Source organism: Mycobacterium sp. IDUB_5 (assembly GCF_055419565.1).
Window position 1 is genome coordinate 104,414 of record NZ_JBVAXX010000003.1, and the last position, 20,379, is coordinate 124,792.

At 69.2% G+C, this 20,379-nt stretch carries 14 protein-coding genes; 3 read left to right on the forward strand and 11 right to left on the reverse strand.

The window, feature by feature from the left end; all coding sequences use genetic code 11:
* Positions 1-87 precede the first annotated feature (87 nt).
* Positions 88-1,278: an acyl-CoA dehydrogenase family protein gene (locus tag ACZY1G_RS09780; protein WP_463822292.1), complete on the forward strand. Its 1,191-nt coding sequence runs from the start codon at positions 88-90 to the stop codon at positions 1,276-1,278.
* Positions 1,279-1,283: 5 nt separating this feature from the next.
* Here ACZY1G_RS09780 and ACZY1G_RS09785 read toward each other — a convergent pair whose 3' ends face one another.
* The 11 genes from ACZY1G_RS09785 to ACZY1G_RS09835 all read right to left on the reverse strand — a co-directional run bounded on the left by ACZY1G_RS09785 (position 1,284) and on the right by ACZY1G_RS09835 (position 18,442).
* A complete protein-coding gene (locus ACZY1G_RS09785) occupies positions 1,284-2,480 on the reverse strand; it encodes an SfnB family sulfur acquisition oxidoreductase (protein ID WP_463814093.1) in 1,197 nt (398 codons plus the stop codon).
* Positions 2,477-3,646, reverse strand: coding sequence for an LLM class flavin-dependent oxidoreductase (locus ACZY1G_RS09790; protein ID WP_463814094.1), 1,170 nt, complete (start codon positions 3,644-3,646; stop codon positions 2,477-2,479). Before ACZY1G_RS09790 ends, ACZY1G_RS09785 begins: the two co-directional genes overlap by 4 nt.
* A 13-nt stretch (positions 3,647-3,659) precedes the next feature.
* Positions 3,660-5,111, reverse strand: coding sequence for an LLM class flavin-dependent oxidoreductase (locus tag ACZY1G_RS09795; RefSeq protein WP_463822293.1), 1,452 nt, complete (start codon positions 5,109-5,111; stop codon positions 3,660-3,662).
* A 99-nt stretch (positions 5,112-5,210) separates the two neighbouring features.
* Positions 5,211-7,607 (reverse strand): lysylphosphatidylglycerol synthase domain-containing protein, encoded by a 2,397-nt coding sequence (locus tag ACZY1G_RS09800; RefSeq protein WP_463814096.1) that lies wholly within the window; start codon positions 7,605-7,607, stop codon positions 5,211-5,213.
* A gap of 27 nt (positions 7,608-7,634) precedes the next feature.
* Entirely contained in the window at positions 7,635-7,934 is a 300-nt protein-coding gene (locus tag ACZY1G_RS09805) for a hypothetical protein (RefSeq protein WP_463814097.1), read from the reverse strand.
* Between the two features lie 102 nt (positions 7,935-8,036).
* A complete protein-coding gene (locus ACZY1G_RS09810; RefSeq protein WP_463822294.1) occupies positions 8,037-8,336 on the reverse strand; it encodes a hypothetical protein in 300 nt (99 codons plus the stop codon).
* A 187-nt stretch (positions 8,337-8,523) separates the two neighbouring features.
* Positions 8,524-10,200 (reverse strand): exodeoxyribonuclease V subunit alpha, encoded by a 1,677-nt coding sequence (gene recD / locus ACZY1G_RS09815; RefSeq protein WP_463822295.1) that lies wholly within the window; start codon positions 10,198-10,200, stop codon positions 8,524-8,526.
* Positions 10,197-11,123, reverse strand: coding sequence for an NYN domain-containing protein (locus tag ACZY1G_RS09820; RefSeq protein WP_463822296.1), 927 nt, complete (start codon positions 11,121-11,123; stop codon positions 10,197-10,199). Before ACZY1G_RS09820 ends, recD begins: the two co-directional genes overlap by 4 nt.
* Entirely contained in the window at positions 11,120-14,461 is a 3,342-nt protein-coding gene (recB, locus tag ACZY1G_RS09825; protein ID WP_463822297.1) for an exodeoxyribonuclease V subunit beta, read from the reverse strand. Before recB ends, ACZY1G_RS09820 begins: the two co-directional genes overlap by 4 nt.
* On the reverse strand, positions 14,462-17,737 hold the full coding sequence (recC, locus tag ACZY1G_RS09830; protein WP_463822298.1) for an exodeoxyribonuclease V subunit gamma: 3,276 nt from the start codon (positions 17,735-17,737) through the stop codon (positions 14,462-14,464).
* A 39-nt stretch (positions 17,738-17,776) separates the two neighbouring features.
* Complete coding sequence (locus ACZY1G_RS09835) at positions 17,777-18,442, reverse strand: DUF3060 domain-containing protein (RefSeq protein ID WP_463814103.1); 666 nt, start codon at positions 18,440-18,442, stop codon at positions 17,777-17,779.
* A gap of 108 nt (positions 18,443-18,550) precedes the next feature.
* Between ACZY1G_RS09835 and ACZY1G_RS09840 the strand changes: the two genes are divergently transcribed.
* Positions 18,551-19,651: an NAD(P)/FAD-dependent oxidoreductase gene (locus ACZY1G_RS09840; protein WP_463822299.1), complete on the forward strand. Its 1,101-nt coding sequence runs from the start codon at positions 18,551-18,553 to the stop codon at positions 19,649-19,651.
* A gap of 312 nt (positions 19,652-19,963) precedes the next feature.
* Entirely contained in the window at positions 19,964-20,356 is a 393-nt protein-coding gene (locus ACZY1G_RS09845; protein WP_463814105.1) for a hypothetical protein, read from the forward strand.
* Positions 20,357-20,379 lie beyond the last annotated feature (23 nt).

A 20,379-nucleotide genomic window follows, 5' to 3' on the forward strand; every position in this document is an offset into this window, starting at 1 on the left:
GAACACATCTACACCGCAGCGCACCGATTTCACTCCGCCAGAACAGAAGTCGGTACCATCGCGACACATGTCCGTACAGTGTCGGCGATGCCCCGCACGCCCTGGATCGAACCGCTGTCGCCCGCCGAAACCGAGCGCTGGGACGCTGTCTCCGACGACGTTGCGGCGGCCCTTTCTCACGACGTCCTCGAGCGAGACCGCGCCAACCGGCCGCCCGATGCGGAACTGAAGCTACTGAAGGAATCAGGCCTGGCTGATCTGTTGATCCCGGTCTCGTTCGGTGGGGCAGGAGGGCACTGGTCGACCGGGCTGCGCGCGGTGCGGCGCCTCGCCCGCACTGACGGTTCGATCGCACAGCTCTTGAGCTACCACTACTGCAATCAGGCCAGCATCGTGTTCTTCGGGGACGCGGCGCGGTGGGACCACTGGTTCACCGCGTCGGCGCGAGACAGTTGGCTGTGGGGCGACGCGGTCAACCCCGTCGACCCCGACCTGCTTCTCACCCCCGATGGTGACGGGTACCGCCTCAACGGCCGCAAGCGATTCGCCACCGGAGCAGCCACCGGTGACGTCACACTGGTGATGGCCTCGACCGGGGCGGCCGTGCTGGCATCCGTCGTCGATCACGACCGACCAGGGGTGTGCTTCGTCGACGACTGGGACGCACTGGGGCAGCGGCTGTCCGCCAGCGGCAGCGTCGAGTACAGCGACGTCAGAATCGACCCGGATGACGTACTCGGCGAGGTGGGGGAGGAACCGTACTCGACGCTCGTCACGCCGGGGGTGCAGCTCGGCTTCGCCAACCTGTACCTCGGGATCGCCGAGGGATCCCTCGCGCGGGCCCGCGAGCTCACTCTGCAGCGCCGCGGCGCATGGCTGCTCAGCTCTGCCCCGCATTACTCACGAGACCCGTTCGTGCAGCGCACGTTCGGCGAACTCCTGGCCCGCACCGCCGCCGTCGAGGCACTCGCCGACCGGTGGAACACCGCGTTCGACGCCGTGCTCGCGCGCGGCGCCGACGTCACCGCCGCCGACCGCACCGAGGTCGAAATCGGCATCGCCGCACTGAAGGTGGTGGCGACCGAGACCGCGCTCGAGGTGGCTCATCGGGTCTACGAGCTCACTGGCGCCAGCTCGACGCTCAGTTCGGTCGGGCTGGACCTGTACTGGCGCAACATTCGCACCCACTCATTGCACGACCCCGTCGACTACAAGAAGCTCGAAGTCGGCGCCCACTACTTGACCGGCGACGTGCAGCCGATCACGCTCTACACCTGAACGACTCAGATCTGCCCGTGCCGCGGCGGCAGGGTGCCCGACAGGGTGTACCGGCCGATGTGCTGCAGCTTCCACCGCGTCGGATCATGCAGCGTGTGTGTGCGAGCATCGCGCCAGAACCGCGACAGGTTGTCCGATGCGGATGCGCTTCGCGTGCCGCCCAATTCGAACAGACCGTTGGACGCAGCCAGGGCCGCGCGCACTGCGCCCACCTTGGCAGCCGCCACCGCCACCGACGCTTCGGCAGCCGACTCCTCGGTCAGATGCGCCGTGGCCTCGTCGACGCGGCGAGCCGCCTCGGACAGCAAGGCCTGGGCCGAACGCACGGTGACGGCGAGTTCACCTGCTGCGTTGATCACCGTCGGATCCTCGACAGCCGCAGGTACCCGCGCCTCGAAATGCGCCCTCGCGCGACCTGCCTGATGCACGCCGGCTGCGAGTGCGCCGGTCGCAATACCGACGTCGATGGCGCTGTGCCACAACTGGGCGCGCGCCCCGTACACCGTCGGCTTCGAGAAGATCGCACTGAACGGTACGACGTGGGCTGCCGGCACCACGACGTCGTCGAGCGTCACCGTCCCGGATGCCGTGGTGCGCTGACCCATGCCGTCCCAGTCGTCGACGACCTCCAGTCCCGTTGCGTCGCGCGGCACGAACGCGACCGCCTTCGGCGTGGACGCCACCGGGACCTCGCCGGAGCCGTCGCTGCACGACGCGCGGACGACCACCCAGTCGGCGAACAATGCCCCCGTGCTGTAGAACTTGCGGCCCGTCAGCACGTAGTCCCCATCCGCGCGAGGTGTCAGTGTCGTCGCATCCACGTCGATGGGATGGGGACCCCGTTCACTCTGTGCGTTGGCCACCAGCGCGCCGGCGAGGACCTCACCGAAGAACAACTCATGCTGTTCGACGGTGCCCTGGAGCCTCAGTGCTTCGAGAAAGGTGAAGTGCGAGTGCGGAATCTGAGCCAGTGACGGATCGGCGTGGGCGAGTATCCGGAACACCTCGGCGACTACCGTCGCCGGGGCTGCGATGCCGCCGCAGCGCTCGGGCACCGTGATGGCCAGCAGACCGGAATCTTTCAACGCCTTGATTTCGGTGTGCGGTAGGAGGCGATGAACGTCACGGTCGGCCGCACCGGCGGCGACATCCTGGGCCACCGATCGCGCAACGGGCAGGACATCGTCGACGGAGGTGATCACCGGCTCGACCCTACGAACGGAATCGACGGCGCAGCAGTGCTTCTCGTTTCTGCCGTGAACAAACCCCGATCACGCAGGATCGGCACCACGCCCTCGCCGAACCAGTACAGCTCTTCCAGATGCGGATAACCCGAGAAGATGAACTCGTCGATCCCCACCTCCGCGTACTCGGCGATGCGGTCGGCGACCTCCTGGTGGCTACCCACCAACGCGGTGCCCGCGCCGCCGCGGACCAGGCCGACGCCCGCCCACAGGTTCGGCGCCACTTCCAGAGACCGTGCGTCGTGCCAGCTTCCGTCGCTGCGACGCTGTTCGTGCAACGCCAGCATCCGCTTCTGCCCCTCGGACTGGCTGCGATGCAGGCCATCCTGAGCCTTGCGCACCGTCTCTTCGTCGAGCGCGGCCACCAACCGGTCGGCCTGCTGCCACGCCTCGTCGGCGGTGTCGCGCGAGATGGTGTGCAGGCGGATACCGAAGCGCACCGGGCGGCCCTCGTCCGCGGCGAGCTTGCGAATCCAGTCGATCTTCTCGGCGACCGCGGCCGGCGGCTCGCCCCAGGTGAGGTAGACATCTGCGTGCTTGGCGGCCACGGGACCCGCCGCCGCGGAGCTGCCCCCGAAGTACAACGGCGGCACCGGATCCGGCAGCGTCGCCAACGCGGCATCGTCGACGCGGATGTGTTCGCCCTCCAACGTCACCCTCTCCCCGGTCCACAGGCGACGAACCACCTCCAAGAACTCGTCACAACGCTGATAGCGGGCGTCTTTGTCGAGGAAGTCGCCGAACGACCGCTGCTCGTGGGCTTCGCCGCCGACGACGACGTTGAGCAACAGACGCCCCGGGGCGTGGCGGGCGAACGTGGCCGCCATCTGCGCCGACAACGTCGGACTGACCAACCCCGGCCGGAACGCGACCAGGAACGCCAGCGACGTGGTCTCCCGGGCCAGCAATGCCGCGGTGACGAACGCGTCCTCGCACCAGGCGCCGGTCGGGATCAACGCGCCTGTGAAGCCGAACGATTCGGCGGCCCGCACGATCGAGGCGAGGTAGTCGATCGAGGCGTCACGGTCGCTGTGCGCGGCACCGGCCGGCGTGCCGTGGCCGCCGCCGACGATCAAGCGGCTGTCGCCGTAGGTGGGCAGGAACCAGTGCAGACGAAGAGACATGGTGTGAATCCTTTCAGCGGCCGCGTGCGGGTTGGGCCGCAACAGAAGCCGAGGACGAGGGAACCGTGGACGGCCGGTCGACGATCGTGGAGCGGGCGCCGCCCACGCGGTAAGAGGCGCCGCGGTGCTCGGCGGGCAGTCGATCACCGGCGCCGTTGAGCTTGTGGCGCAGCGTCCCCGGTGTGTACGCCGATTGGTAGGCGCCCCGAGCGGTCAGTATGGGTACGACGTGGTCGATGAACTGGGAGAACGATCCCGGAGTGACGGCGTAGGCCAGGTTGAACCCGTCGACGTCGGTCTCCTCCACCCACTCCTGTAGTGAATCCGCCACGTGTGCGCCCGATCCCACGAACCGGGGACCGATACCGCCGATCTTGCCCCACTCCGCGATGTCGCGAACGGCCCACTCGCGACCGTCGGGATCGGCGGACTGAAACGCCTTGACCGCGGAGAGGATGGCGTTCGAGTCGACGTTGCCCACCGGCTCGTCGAGCCCGTAGCGCGCCAGGTCCACACCCATCCACCCCGACATGAACACCAGTGCGCCTTCGGGATCGCCGTAGGACAGGTACTCGGCGTGGCGCGCGTTGGCCTCCTCGTCCGTGCCGGCGGTGACGATCGTCGACAGGTTGAAGATCTTCACCGAGTACGGGTCGCGACCCGCGATCTCGAGTTCACGCCGGATGGTCGACACCGTGTCGCGCAGGATCGCCTTGGTGGGTGCGGCGGTGAAGATCGCTTCGGCGTTCTCGGCGGCGAACCGCACCCCGCGCGGGGACGCCCCGGCCTGGTAGATGACCGGCGTGCGCTGCGGTGACGGCTCACTGAGATGGATACCGGGCACGCGGAAATGCGCACCGTCATGGCCGATGTGGTGCACCTTGTCCGGATCGGTGAACACCCCGCGCGCGGCGTCGCGCACCACGGCGTCGTCCTCCCAGGAGCCTTCCCACAGCTTGTAGAGCACTTCGAGGTATTCATCGGCGTGGTCGTAGCGGGCGTCGTGGGCAGGCTGATCGGTCTGACCCATGTTGCGGGCCGCCGCGGGCAGATACCCCGTCACCACGTTCCAGCCGACCCGACCGCCGGTGAGGTGATCGAGCGTGGACAGGCGTCGGGCGAACGGATAGGGGTGCTCGAAGCCGGTGCCCGTGGTGACGCCGAAGCCGAGGTGTTCGGTGACGTAGGCCATCGCGGAGACCAGCAGCAGCGGGTCGTTCACCGGAACCTGGGCGGCCTGGCGGATCGCGGCCTCGTCACTGGCGCCGTACACGTCATAGGTGCCCAGCACGTCGGCGATGAACAGCCCGTCGAAGCGGCCGCGCTCGAGGAGGCGGGCGAGCTCGGTCCAGTAGGTCAGGTCCTTGTATCGCCACGACTGGTCTTCCGGGTGTTTCCACAGGCCAGGGGACTGATGGGCGACGCAGTTCATGTCGAAGGCGTTGAAGCGGATCACACGGGTCACCGCGAAAGGGTGCCGGGTGTGCGCGCCGGGGGCACCAGTTTGTCTCATCGCGATTCTGACTCTGCGGTGGCTTGCTGCTGTTCCGCGGGGTCGGTGGGCTCAGATCATGTCGCGGCGGGTGAGCCAGCGCATGATCGGCCAGCCGACGAACACCGGCAGCCAGCACGTCAGGATGCGGTAGAGCAGCACCGAAGGCACCGCGACCGCGGCCGGCACGCCGAATGCCGCGAGGCCACCGATCAGGGCCGCCTCGACAGCGCCGACACCACCGGGGGTGGGCGCCGCTGAGGCCAGCGTGCCGCCGACCATCGTGACGATCGTGACAGTGACGAAGCTGGCGTCACCGCCGAACGCCTCGATGCTCGCCCACAGCGCCAGTGCGGCTCCCAAAGTGGTTGCGGAACAACCGAGGATGATGAGTCCGAGCCGTTTGGGTTCGCGGGCCAACTCGATGAGATCGTCGACGACCTCCTTGAGGCGCGGCCGCACCGCCGTGGCCAGCCAGCGCCGGAGCTTCGGCACGAACAGGAACACTCCGACCGCCCCGAGCGCCGCCCCCGCGATCAAATACAGCACCGTGGCGCCGGGCACGAACCGGGACAGATTCGCCGATGCCCCGGCCGCCGCGCTGAACGCGATCAGCAGAGCCACATGGGTCAGCACCTGCACCGACTGCTGCAGCGCCACCGCTGTCGTCGCCCGCAGTGCGCCCAGACCGCCCTTCTGCAGGAACCGGGTGCTCAGCGCCAACCCACCCACACCGGCGGGAGTCGTCGTCGCCGCGAACGTGTTCGCGACCTGCATGATGGCCAGATTGCGGAAGCTGACCAGACCATCGGCGCAGGCCCAGAGAGCCGCTCCCGCTCCGAGGTACTTCAGGGCCGAGACCGTCAGCCCGAGCACCGCCCACCACCAATTCGCCGTACTGAGTTCGGCGAAGAACACCGGCACGGAGCTGATGAACGGGTAGGCGACATAGACGAGGGCGACCAGCAGCACGGTCTGGATCAGCTGACTGCGGGTGAAGCGGGTGATCGTCGCCGTGGTGATCTGATCGGCTCCGGTCTGGCGCTTCACCTCGTCGCGCGCGCTCGCCATCGCCTGCGCCGGATCGCGCACCGACTGCCGAATACGTTGGTGCATGGCAGCTTTGGTGAGTCGACGGGAGGCCGCCAGGACGGCGTCGTTGCCGAAAACCGTGATCGCCGCGGCCACTGCCTTGTCGGCGCCGTAGAGATCGGTGGTGGTGACCAGGAGTTGGGCGATGTCGTTGTGCAGGTGAGCTTCTGACGCGCCGTACTCGGCGAGGCCGAACCCGCCGAACAGGGGCGCGCCATCGGCGACGGTGATTTCCTTGCTCCGCAGATCGCCATGCGAGATCTGCTGACTGTGCAGCACCGCCAACGCATCCCACAACCGGGCGACCGGGGTCTGGTCGGCACAGTCGTCGATGGACGTGCCCTGAGCGGGCCGATGCGCATACAGCGTCCAGCCCCGCTCCAGTGCCGACACCGCGATCGGGGCGGTGTTGGCCAGCCCGACATCGCCGACCGCGATCGCCATCAGCGCCCGATGCTCGATCGCGCGGCGCATCGACGTCTGCAGCGGCGCTGTCTCGCTGTCGCGCAGCCGCAGCTTGCGCCAGAACTGCCGCAGGAAGCCGCCGCCGCGCTGATGCGGTCCGTAGAGCTCGACGATCGCCATGCCTTCGTCGGGGTCGGCGTGATCGGCGCCGCGGTCCTGCGTCGCGTGCAGCAGCATCGGCCCGCGGCCCGCCGGCCGCACCACGCGCAGCGCTGCCACCCGGAAACCGCGGCGCGCCATCGCCCGTGCCGCACCGTCGAGCGGAACCTCGAGCGCCGGCGTGCCGACCACGAGCACGACGAGGGCGCCGACGAACCAGCCGACCGACAACCCGAGCAGTGACCGGGCCGGCACCACCGCGCTGACCACGAGGTGGATCGGTACGAACGCCAACAGCAGCGTCCACCACCAGCGTCGCCACCGGGCCGGCAACCACGGCCCGGACACCGTCAGCACGGCGGCCAGCATCGCGATCCACCGTGGGTCGTCGAGGAATTGCGACGCCACGGTGTCGAGACGGTCGGTGAGGTCGAAATGCCAACGCGGCGCGGCGATGCCGTTGCCGGTGATCGACAGCGACAGAATCGCGATGATGCCCGCGGCGGCGTACGCGCCGAGCAGCTTCCACTGACGGGCGAGAACGAGGCCGATCAGGATCATGAAGGGCAGCGCCACGATCGCGATGCCGTAGACCAGGTAGACGGTGTTGGACTGCGTGGGGCTCAGGACGCCGACGATCTCGGAGATCGAGCGTTCCAGCGCTTCCCATTCGTAGCGGGTGATCAGCGAGCTGGTCACCACGATCACCAGGAAGAGCCCGGCCGACAGGAGCCGCAGAATGTCGTTGGTACGCCGGGTCAGTGGTTGGAGCAGATCTCCCGAGACAACGATGTCCCGCCCGTCGACGCGCATGGCCCACCGATCATAGCGGCTGGCCGATCACCTGACGGTGACGTAGACGGTCTGGTTGGCGATCGAGCGGAAGTTGTCGCCCTGCGACGTCGCGAACGGAACGCCTTGGCGCACGACGGGGCCGTGGGTGATCGACACGATCGACGCCTCGTCGAGGGGTGCGTTCGACAGGCGGGTGACGATCACGCGGTTGCCTTGGCCCTCGAGTGCTGTGATTGCGGTGTCAGCGTGGCCTGCTCCGGTCGGTGCGGCGACGGCTGGTGCGGCGAGGCTCAGTGCCGCTGCGACTGCAGCGGTCCCGGCGGCCAAGAAAGAAGGTCGGATCATCAGAGTGCTCTTTTCAGGTGGTTCGTGCATTGCGGATTCGTGCCACCCTCTACACGAGAAAGGGGCGCCTCTGGTTCGAGAGGCGCCCCTTTCTGATTCGCACTACTTGACCGTGACGTAGACGGTCTGGCTGCGGACCGTGCGGCTGTTGTCGCCCTGAGAGGTGGCGAACGGCACGCTCTGCGGGATGGCGGGACCGCGGGTGACGGACACGACCGACGCCTTGTCCAGCGGTGTGCTGGATTGGCGGGTCACGACGACCCGAAGCCCCTGAGCCTCCAACGAACTGATGGTGTCGGCGGCGTTGCCACCGGTCGGAGCGGCCTGCGCGGGCGAGGCCAGTCCGAGGATGCCGGCAGTGAGCGCGGCTACGGCGGCTGTGGTGACGGTGAACTTCTTCATTTCCGGCCTTCTTCGTTTGTGGTGATCTTGGTGATCTGACCTGTCAAACGGCTGTGAGGCGGGGTTCATTTCACCTGGCAGAAATTGCCCGGTTGGTGGCAGAAAGCGCGCGCTGGCGGGGTGCGAGCGCGCGCCGATGCACGGTCGTGGCGGCGCGGCGGCGTGCAAACGCCGCGCTCGCCGAACGTCAGGCGAGGCGGCGGGCGAGGCCCGATGCGCGCGCAGCGCGCCGGCCGACCGCGGCGCGCACCGACGCCTCGGTGCCCACCACCCGCACCCGCTTCTTGGCCCGCGTCACGGCGGTGTAGAACAGCTCGCGGGTCAGCAGCCGCGACTCCTGCGGCGGCAGCATCACCGTGACCTCGTCGGCCTGGCTGCCCTGGCTCTTGTGGATCGTCATCGCGTGCATGGTGTCGACCTCGGCGAGGCGGCCGGCGGCGAACTCCTGCTCGCCGATCACCACGCGCAAGCCGTCTCCGCGCATGATCGCGACGCCGGTGTCGCCGTTGTAGAGCTTGCGGCCGTAGTCGTTGGCGGTCACCAGGACCGGCCGCCCGGCATACCAATCCGCCCAGATCGGCTCACCGGTCGCGTCGGTCAGCCACCGCTCGACCTGACGGTTCCAGTGCGCGATGCCGAACGGTCCGCGGCGGTGAGCGCACAGCAGGCGATGCTCGTCGAGCGTCTGGAGCGCAGCCCGCGCATCACCGAGGATCGCCGCCTCGCGCAGCCGCAGTGCCGGGGGAAGCAGGACCGGCCGCAGCTGATCACCCGGCTCCTCGTGATCGATCCACTCCACGTGCTCACCGCCGTCGCGCAGCACCTCCAGCACGCCGTCGGCGTCGCCGTCGCGGATCGCCGCCGCCAGCGCTCCGATGCGGACACCGAATCGGTGCGACGTGTGCAGCGCCGCGATCCGCACGTCGGTGCGCGCACCGAGACCGTCGACCAGATCGGCGAGCACCGCACCCGCCTCCACCGAGGCGAGCTGATCCGGGTCCCCGGCGAGTACCAGGCGGCTGTCGGGACGCACCGCCTCCAGAAGGCGCGCCATCAGCGTCAGCGACACCATCGACGTCTCGTCGACGACGATCACGTCGTGAGGCAACCGGTTCTCCCGGTGATGCCGAAACCGCGAGGCGCTGTCGGGTCGCGGCCGCAGCAGTCGGTGCAGCGTCGACGCCGTCAGGGCAGGCAGCCGGTCGCGGTCGGACGCATCCAGAGCCGAGAGCTCTGAACGCACCGCCTCGAGCAGGCGCGCCGCCGCCTTCCCCGTGGGTGCCGCGAGCGCGATACGCAGCTGCGGCCGCCCCTCGAGTGCGGCTTGCTCGGCCAACAGTGCCAGCAACCGGGCCACCGTCGTGGTCTTGCCGGTTCCCGGCCCACCGGTCAGCACCGTCAGCGATTGCGCCAGAGCCACTTCCGCGGCGCATCGCTGCTCCTCCCAGCCGGACGGGAACAGACGCTCGAGTCCCGGCGCGGCGCCGGACTGCGGTGAGGCCAGCAGCGCGAGCACGTCGTCGCGGACCTGTTGCTCCTCGCGCCAGTACCGATCGAGGTAGAGCAGGTCGGTCCTGGAATCGGACAGCACGTGCACCACCTGCTTGTCCACCAGTGGGCTGGCCTTCACGGCCCGCAGCCATTCCGGCGTTGTGGGCCAGGGGAGTTCGGGTTGGCCCGTCTGCTCGGCCACCGATCTCAGATCGACACACACCGACCCCGCCCGCACGGCCCGCACCGTGAACGCCACGGCCAGCGCGACGGTCGGATCCGACTCGCCGGTCAGCGCGGAGAGGCGTTGCGCCACATGAACATCAGCGGGCTCGAGCACCTCGGCGAACGCGTCGAGCGTCGGCGCGGTCACGGTGACTCCCCGCGCAACCGGACCCGGCGCGCCGTCGAACTCTCGTCGAGTTCGACCAGGTCGTCATGCGAGCGCAGGAATTCGCTGAACGACTTGTAACCGAGCGACTTCTCGGAGAACGACGGGTCCATCCGCTTCATCTGGGCCTTGACCGCCGAGTTGTACAGCCAGTCCACGTCGTCCTTCTCCAGCCCGATGCGCAACGCCCGGGTGAGCAACGCCGTCGCCGCGTCCAGCGGGTCGGGCTCGTCCTCGGTGTCGTCGTCGGTGTCGTCCGGCGCGGTGTCCGGGGCCTTGGTCCTGCGGCCGCGCTTCTTCGGTGTCGCGCCGGCCGGGGACCCGTCGCGGGACTTGTCGGGTTCGAACACCGGAACGCCGGGCAGTGCGTCGTAGGTGACGAACTCGTCGCACGCCGCCGCCAGAGAGCGGCTGGACGAGCCGGCGACCCCGATGCCGACGACGTAGCGGCCCAGCCGTTTGCAGCGTTGCGCCAGCGCGATGTAATCGGAGTCGCCGCCGACGATCACGACGTGGGTCAGGTCGGGGAGTCGGAACATGTCCTCGACCGCGTCCACGGCCAGACGTATGTCGGCCCCGTTCTTGCCGTACGCCGCGGCCGGAAACAGCTGCACCAGATCGACGGCGCGACCCACCAATTGACCGCGGTAGTTCGCGTTGACATCGGCCGACCAGTCGGCGTAGGCGCGAGTGAGCACGAGCGTGCCGAACGACGACGCGAAGTCGACGATGGCGCCGACGTCGACGGTGGCGCGGGTGAGCTTCTCGGCGAACTCGCCGGTGCCGTCGTCGCGTGCCCGGTCGCGCTGATACGAATTGCGGCCGTTGACCTGGTCGTAGCGGCTGATCACGATGTTGTCGAAGTCGAAATAGACCGCGACGCGGGAGTCCTGGGAATCCGTCATCGCACCAGTGTCCCCGCTCCGGCCAGCAGATCCGACACCGCCACGATCAGATCCGCCGGCGGCTGCCAGCTGAACACCCCGGCCGGATGTCCGTCCACCACGGGCGTGTCCGGTCCGCACATTCCGCGCACGAACAGGTAGAGCACGCCGCCGAGGTGGCGCTGCGGTGTGTAGTCGGAGAGCCGCCAACGCAGGAACCTGTGCAGCACAACGCAGTACAGCAGCGCCTGCAGCGGGTAGTCGGAGTGCAGCATCGCCTCGACCAGCCGGGGGTGCCCGTAGTCGGCGGCGCTGAGCTCACCTCCGGGTTCGCCCAGCCAGTTCGTCTTGTAGTCCACCACCAGGTAGCGGTCGCCGAGCCGCAGCACCGCATCCACCGACCCGGTGAGGTAGCCCTTGAGCGGCTGGGCGCCCAGCGCGCCGTCGGAGAGTCGACGGGCGTAGCTCGCCAGCGGATCATCGGGCGGCAGATGCGTCTGCAGTAGTGCGCCGACATCGGCGAGGGTGAGCGCTCGCGCGGCCGAGCGAATGTCGCCCCCGGCGAGAGGAATTTCGAAATCCATCTCGCGCAATCGGTCTCGCAGCCTGATCGCCCGCAAGGTGGCGCCAGGGGCCAGCGGTCCCAGCGGGGTGTCGTGCAACGGGATCAGCGCCGCGGCCAGATCGGCGGGGGCCACGTCGACCGGCCACCACAGAGCGTGGCGGCGGATCTGGGTCTCGAGCTCGGCCCCCAGGTCGGCCGCGAACGGGTCAGCCGTCTCGAGCGCCGCATGCACCAGCGTGCCGAACGTGGCGCCGGTCGGCAGATCCGCCATCGGCGAGCGCACGTCGCCAGCGGCGGTGACCGACTCGGACACTTCGACATCGGACACGGCGACATCCGACACTGCGACATCCGACACTGCGACGTCGGCCACTTCGTCGTCGAGTTCGGTCACCTCCGGCTCGCTCGACACCCCTGGCGTCTCCTCGGCCGCACGGATCAGCCCCGAGTAGGACGTCCGGCGCCACAACGTGTCGATGCGGCGGTGAAAGTGGCGTACATCCAAACCGTCAGGCACAGAGTGTGTTTCGACGGGTACCGGCGCGGCGACAACGGACTCCTCGAGAACCGGTCCACCGGCGTCGGCCCAGGCGCGCAGCGCGGCCATGGCGTCGGGGTCGTCGATACGGGGTGGGTCGCAGCGATCGGGCACCGCCGCCTCGCCGGGCCTGCGCCCGCGCAGCAGCCGCGAAAGGCCGCCGTTGGGTTCATCGGCAGACGGCGCCCACCACGCGACGATCTGGGACTGCGCACGGGTCATCGCGACATAGGTGAGCCGGACGTCGTCGCCCGCCGCCTCCCGGCGGCCCTGACGTTGCACCGCGTCGTGATCGGGACTGAGCTCACCGCCGATGTGCAGACAGCGGGTGTCACCCTCGTGATAGAGCACCACGTCGCGGGTCTGGATGTTGCGGTTGAACGCAAACGGCAGATACACGACGGGGAATTGCAGCCCCTTGCTCACCCACACGGTCATGATCTGCACGGCGGCAGCGTCGCTGTCCAAGCGGCGGCTGCGTTCGGCCGCGCCGCCACGCTCGTCGCGCTGTGCGCGCAGCCAGTCCCGCAGCGCCGGAAGGCTGAAGTGCTCCCGGTGTGCGGTCTCCTGCAGCAGTTGCGTCAGGTGGGCCAGATCCGTCATGTGTCGTTCGCCGTCGACCCACGACAGCACCCGCGTGCTCATGCCCGAGCGCTGAGCCGCTTCGAACACCGCCGCCGCGCCACGCTCGCGCGCGTGATCAGCCCAGCCGCGCAATGTCTCGGTGATCCGGTCGGTCAGCCGATCACCCTCGGCAACAAGGGTTTCGGCGGTCTCTCCGAAGAACATCGTGGTGGCCGCGGCCCGCACCAGACCCGAGCGGTGGGGCTGGTCGAACGCTTCCAGCAGACACAGCCAGTCGTCGGCCGCGGGTGAGGCGAACACATCGGAGTCACCGGTGTAGACCGCGGGGATGTTCGCGGAGTTCAGCGCCTCGAAGCAGGCGCGGCCGTCGCGGTGGCTCTCGACGATCACCGCGATGTGGCCCGGCAGGAGCGGGTCTCCGCAGTAGGTCGCGCCTGCGGCGAGCAGCGCTGCGATGTCGGCGGCCATGTCCCTCGGGATGTGCTCGCGCAGCCGGTCGATCGGGATCGTCTTGTCGGGCCGGACCCGCAGCTGCTCGCGGGTGACGACCCGGAGCCGGAACGGTGCATCGTGCGGTGCACCGGCGAGGCGATGCTCGGGGTGCGCGGCGTCCACCGGTCGCACCACGATGCGCGGATCCCCGAGTTGGGCGTCGCGCATCACCGCCTGCAAGCTCGCCACCAGTGGGCCGTCGCTGCGAAAGTTGGTGCCCAGCGTGCGTTGTCGGCCCGCGCTGGATGCGGCGTGCAGATACGTGACGATGTCACCGCCGCGGAAGGCGTAGATCGCCTGCTTCGGATCGCCGATCAGGATCACCGTGGAGTGCCCGCTGAACGCCCGGTCGATGACCTGCCACTGCACGGGATCGGTGTCCTGGAACTCGTCGACCATGACGATCGACCAGCGCCGCCGCATCCGGGCGCGCGCGGGGGAGCCGTCGTCCTCCAGCGCATCGGCCAGCCGCGACAGCAGATCGTCGTAGTGCAGGATGCCGAGCCGCCGTTTGCGCGTCTCCAACTCCGCGCACACCGCGGTCGCGAACTCGACCCGCACCGCCGCATCTGTGCCGGGCGCTGGAGCCGCAGGACGGAGCTCGGTGTGTGCGCCTGCCACGACCTCGCGAGCCAGGCGCAGCGCGGCGTCGTAGGACAGCAGCGGCTCATCGCGCTCCTGCCCGAAATGCGCGAGGTACAGATCGTCGACGATGTCGCGCACCACGTCTTCGAGACTCTCCACCAGTTCCACCCCGGAATCGGTGTCGCCCGCCACCCCCAGGCTCTTCAGCACCAGCTGGCAGAACTGGTGTGTGGTCGCGATCGTCGCGGCGTCGAAGCCTGCCAGCGCATCACGCAGCCGCTGCCGACGCAGGTCGAGGTCCTCGGTCGGGCCCGACACCAGATGGGCCAGCAGCGCGTTGTCACCGGCGCGGGACGGGTCGCCCAACGCGAGCAGAGCGTCGAGGATCTGAGCGCGCACCCGCTCCCGCAGCTCCTGGCTGGCCGCCCGACCGAACGTGATCAGCAGCATCTGATCGAGCGTCGCCACCCCCTCGGCGACGTAACGGGTCACCAATCCGGCCAGCGTGAACGTCTTTCCGGTGCCCGCGCTGGCTTCGAGCACCGTCGTGGTGCGCGCCTCGGGCAGCGGACCGAGCAGATCGAACGGTTCCATCTACTCCGGCATCCTCTCCGCACGCAGCATCGGGGACCACAGCCGCGTCGCATACGCCGGGAGGCCGGCGGCGACGAGATCGACCAGCGGACGGCCCGCACCCCACACCGTGACGTGCGCCGGCTCGGCGTCCTCGCCCGGATACTTGCCGGACTTCCACTTCCAGCCGGCCTCCCGCGACGGCGCGCCCCGGTGATGCTCGGTCTCGGCCCACGCGTAGGACGTCTTGGGCGGCAACGGAATCGGCGCACGACGACCGTCGTCGTACATCTCGACGAGGTCGGCCAGCACGCCGACGGGGTCCTCGGGCGGCCCCAGCAGCCGCTGCCGCGGCGTGTCGCCGCGTTTGGCGCGGCCGATACACACCGCCGACCACTCCCGGCCGGGGTGGCGAGCGGCCAACGCCACCAACCGAATCCATGATTCCAGCAGATGCCTACCGTCGAGCTTGGAGTAGGTGACCCACACCAGTCGCCCGCCGTAGACGCGCGGCACGGTGCCCGTGACGCGGCGGCCGGCACCGACCGCTGTGTCGATGGCGACGTCGACGTCGAACGCCTGAGGCGCTGACGTGCGGTGCTGCTGAGCGGCGGCGGCCAACGCGGCGGCCCGCTGCGCGAGTTCCTGCGCTTGCCGCCAGCCGAGCCGGCCGGGCGGCAGCGAGCCGCGGCGCCACTCGGCCTGCTGCGCCTGCGCCGGCGTCATGCCGCGCTGCATGTCCTCGAGCATCCGAGCGCCGATCTTCCACTCCGCCAGCGCATCGATCTCGACGGGCATCCCGTCCTCGACAGCGTCGACATCCCACGGCAGCGTGAAGTCCAGCGCCCGGAAGAAGCCCTTGACCGGATCCCTGAAGAAGGCCACCAGATCGTCGAGCCCGACGTCGTCGAGCGGTGGTGCGGGCAGCGGCGCCCCGACCAACGGCGGCTTGACCGTCCGTCGGGCCGTGGCGGCACGGGCCGCGGTCAGCGCGGCGGTGTCGAACGTGAACGGCTCACCCGGACCGGTTCCCAGTGCTCCGGGCGTGACGTTGCGAACATCGAACGGCTGCAACGGATGCCGGATGTGTACGTGGTCGCGTACGGCGTGCGGCGTGGTGACGTCGAGCGCGTCCAGGAGCTCGACGAGCGGCACAGCCGGCGGCTTGCGCTGACCCGAGTATTCGTTGGCGCCGGTGTAGGTGATCACCAGCCGCTCGGTGGCCGCGCCGATCGCGTCGAGCAGGAGCTGGCGATCCTCGGAGCGACTGTCCCGTTCACCGGTCACCGGGTCGCGCGCCAGCGCGTCGTCTCCGTCGGTGACCCCTTGGCGAGGGAAGACACCGTCATCGAGACCGACCAGGCACACCACCCGGTGCGGCACCGAGCGCATCGGCACCATCGTGCAGACGGTCAGTGTGCCGGTGCGGAAATTGGCGCGGGTCGGACGGCCGGCGAGGTGACGGTCCAGTAGCGCCGTGACATCGGCGAGGCGTAACAGTGTCTCGGCGTGCGTTCCGGCGTCGGAGCGGATGTCGGCGAACTCCCGGTCCACCTGCGCCCCCTGCCACGCGTCGGCGTCCGAGGCGGCGGTGAGCTGGTCGAGACCGTTGCGCAACGCGATCAGCCATTCGCGTAATGTCCGTGTGCCGGTCAGGCTTTCGACACTCTCGCGAAGCAGGTCGACGTAGCTGGCAAGCCGGCCGGCCAGCTCCACCCGGTTGCTTCCGACGTCGTCGAGGGGGAGTGTGGTGTCCAACCAGGCGTGGGAGTCCTCGGACATCGCGACGCCGACCAACACCCGGTCGATGCCGAACCGCCAGGTGTTCTGCACGAAGTCCACCCCGTAGGGGTGGCGGTGCTCGCGATCGAAGCCCCAGCGGATGTTGGCCTCCCGCACCCACTCTCCGATCGTGTCGAGATCGTCGTCGGTGAAACCGAATCGGAGGCGCACCGGGGCGGCCTCGGCGAGGTTGAGCACCTCGCTGGCGGTCGCCCGCCCGCCCGCCAAGGCGAGCAACTGGCTCGCCACGCCCAGTAGGGGATTGGTCTGGGTCAGCGCGCGGTCGGCCAATTTGACGCGCAGCCGGTGGGCGGGATGCGTGTCCGACACTCCACCCGCATCGAGGTCGCCGAGACCGAAACCCGCGATGATCAGCGGTGCGTACGTTTCGATGTCGGGGCACATGACGAGGATGTCGCGCGGCTCGAGCGTGGGGTCATCGGCCAGCACACCGAGCAGCACCTCCCGCAGCACGTCGATCTGGCGCGCCGGACCGTGGCAGCTGTGCACCTGAACCGACCGGTCGGCGTCATCGATCCAACGGCCTTGGGGCCGAACGCTGTTGGCGGCGATATCGGACTGCAGCCAACCGAGCAGCGTCTGCGGGCGGGCGGCCGAACCGAGGAATTCGTCGACCGCGGGATCGGCGGGAAGGGTGCGTTGCAGCTCGCGCATATCGCGGCCCAATGTCGCGAGCAGCGGGTGTCCCACGGCGCGATGCGACGTGTCGGTGCGCCGCGGAATCAGGCCGTGGCTGCGCCGCAGGGCCGCCCACAGTTCGTCACTCGGATGCGGCAACCACAGGTGTAGGTCGTGGTGCGTGCTCAGGGCATGCAGCAGTTCGATCTCGGTGAGCGGCAAGCGGGTGTGGCCGAACAGCGACAACCGCTTCGGGAGGTCGGTACCGGAATCACGCAATCGCGCAAGGGTTTCGGCGTGTCGGACCGGTGGGGGATCGGCATCGACGTGGGCCAGCAGGGCGCGGTAGAGCTCGGGCTGCCAGCTCAGGTCGGCGTCGAGTGCGTCGGTCCGGCCCTCGGCCCAGTCGGTCAACAGCTGCGGGCGCTGCCGCGCGTACGAGGCGAACAGGCCGGCGAGCCGACGGGCGACGGCGTAGCGACGGCCCTGGCGCAGTTCCCGCTCCTCGCCCTGTTCGTGATGGCCGAGATGGGTGGCCAGCGTGGCGCACCAGGGTTGGTCGAGCGAGCTGTCGATGACGGCGAGCAGCGGCCAGACCATGGCGTCGGGTGCCCACGGATCGTCGTCGGTGGTGCCGGTCAGCTCGGCGACGAGCGAGCGCGGATGACGGAAGGTGATCCCGGCGCACACACCGTCCTGGCCGGTGCCGCGGCCCAGAATGTGGGAGAGCCGCTGGCTGAGCCAGCGTTCGGTGCCGCGCGCGGCCACCAGCACCAGGTCCTCGGCGAAGGGGTCGGGTGGTGGGGTCGCCAGCACGGCACCCAGGCCGTCGGCGAGCAGGTCGGTGCGATCAGCCCGATGGAGGTGTAGCGCCATCGCGACTCAGACTACGGGTGCGCGCTCGCCGGAAGGACGTCAGCCGCGCTCGATGACGTTGCCGGAACCCGACTGAGAGGTCTTCGGGTCGCCGGTGCGATAGGTCACCGTGTTGTCGAAGCCCGACACGGTGATGCTGCCCGCGGCCTCCACCGTCAGCTTGTTCTCCATGCCCGACACCGACACCTCGGCACACGACCCCCGCACCTCGATGGTGTTGTTCATGCCGCTGATGCTGACCATCCCCTGATTGCAGATCACCGTCTGCGTGCGGTCGACGCCGCCGATCGACAGCGACCCACCCGCCTCGACCGTGACCACCTGGTCGGTGCCGGGGCTTGCCGGAAGGCCGGGGAAGGACGGGATTGAGGGGATCGACGGGATCGTGGGTGCGGTGAGCGTGCCGCCGCCACCGGATACCGTGGGGCGGCCCTGAAGCGCGCTGTTCCCGAGGAAGTACACGGCGACACCGATGACCCCGCCGAGGACCAGTACGCCGGCGATCAACGGGATCAGCCACGCCGCAGGATTCGCGCGCTTACGGACGACCTGCTGCGGCATGGCGTAATACGGCGTCGGGAACGGATACGAATTCGGGGGAGGTGCCGGCACGGTCGAATCACCCAACTCGCTGGCACTGGCCTGGCCGGCGAGTGGCCGCTCCAGGTCCCGGATGCGGGCCTCGGGATCCCCAGTTGGCTCCATGGGCAGATGCTCGCACACCGGTCGCCGATGCTCGCGCGGATCTGACCAAACGCTGACCGGTGCGTACGCGCACCGGTTGAGTTCGCTGCGCGGTGGTACTCCTGCGCCATGGTGGCACCGGGTTTCCTCGCCATCGGCGGCGGTCCCGCAGGCGTCAGCGCCGCCGAGACGTTCCGTGCCCGGCACCGCCACATCCCCGTACGCATCCTCTCCGCCGATCCCGCATTGCCGTACGCGAAGCCGCCGCTGAGCAAGCAGTTCCTGTGCGGCCAGCCGGCAGAACTGGACCTGCACAGCGCCGGCTGGTTCGAACGCAACGCCATCGATCTGGTCCTCGGGGTGACGGTCGAGCGCATCGACACCGCCGCGCAGGAGATCGTCACCGCCGGGGGCGCCCGCTATCCCTACTGGCACCTGGTGCTCGCGTCGGGCTCCCGCGCGGTGCCGCTGACGGTGCCGGGCGCCGACAAAGCGCTACCGCTGCGGTCGTTCGCCGATGCGGTGGCGCTGCGGATGGCGGCCCGCCACGCCGATTCGGCGGTCGTGGTCGGCGCGGGGCTGATCGGCTGCGAAGCGGCGGCCTGCCTGTCGGCGAGCGGTCTGCACACCGTGCTCGTGGCCCCCGAGCCGGTGCCGCTGGCCCGCCGTTTCGGCGTGGACGTGGGCGAGCGTGTGGTCAAGATGCTCTCCGATGCCGGGGTGCGCTTCACCGGTGTGGCCCCGGTCGCCGCGGTCACCGACACCGGGGTGATGCTCGACTCCGGGGAATGCATCGACGCCGATCTGGTGGTCGCGGCCACGGGCGTGCGGCCCGATGCCCGGTTGGCGCAGCAGGCCGGGCTGGAGATGAGCGGAGGACGCGTCGTGGTCGACGAGCACATGCGCACGTCGGTCCACAACGTGTTCGCCGCCGGCGACATCACGCTCGCACACAACCTCACCGCGGGTCGGGCGGTCGCCGCCGAGCACTGGCGCGACGCCGCCCAGCAGGGGCTGGTGGCGGGGCTGACCGCGGCGGGCTACCCGGCGGCGTGGGACCGGGTGCCCGGGTTCTCCTGCACGATCGGCGCGGTCACGATGCGCTACCGCGGCTGGGGCGACGACTGGGATTCCTGCCGGGTCACCGACCGGCGACACGGCTTCGTCGCGACGTACACGCGTCGCGGTGACGAGATCGCAACGCTGACGGCTACCAGCCGCGCATCGTAGGAGTTCGACCGCGGTCCGCGCCGTCGTCACCGCTGCGCGACGTGCCGGCCTGACTCTGCTGGCCGCCGCTACCATCGGAATAGCGTTGGGGTGCAACGGTTCCGATGCGGTTCTCGACACCGCCGACGCTGTCATCGCAATGGCCCCACTACCCCCGAGATGCTGACCTCGTCTCCCCGGTTCGCGCGCTCGTCGGATGGGGACGCGAGGGCGGGCGTCGTAGACTCTGTGGCGTAGGCACGCGCAGGTCGTCGTCACGGCAACTCCTTCGTTTCGTCCTTTCCAGCTGCGCCTTGATGATCGGTTGGTGACATGACCCTGTCCTCGCCACCGCGCACCGAGGTCTACTTGGTGCAGAGCCGCTTCAACCCGTTCTCGGTGCGAGGCGCGCTCGAACTCACCGACGACAGCGTGCGCTGCACCGTCACCGACTACTCCGGGTGGGTCGAGAGGGCCCTGGGGATATCGGATCTCGACTCTCGGCTGAAAGCCGGAGAAGACGTCGTGGCGTTCGATTCCCGGCGCGATCAGCTGAAGATCAAGTGGCTCAAGCAATTCATGAACGCGGGGTTCTCCGTCTGTGATGGCGGCGCGAGCCGTTGGCTGGTGTCGCTCGTCTATCCCACGGGACTCCTGGCCGTGGTCGAAGTAGTGGATGGCTGGGACGTTCACAACGAATGGCGCCGGGCCCTGCCGTCGACCTGATCCGCGGATTCGTCGACCAACCC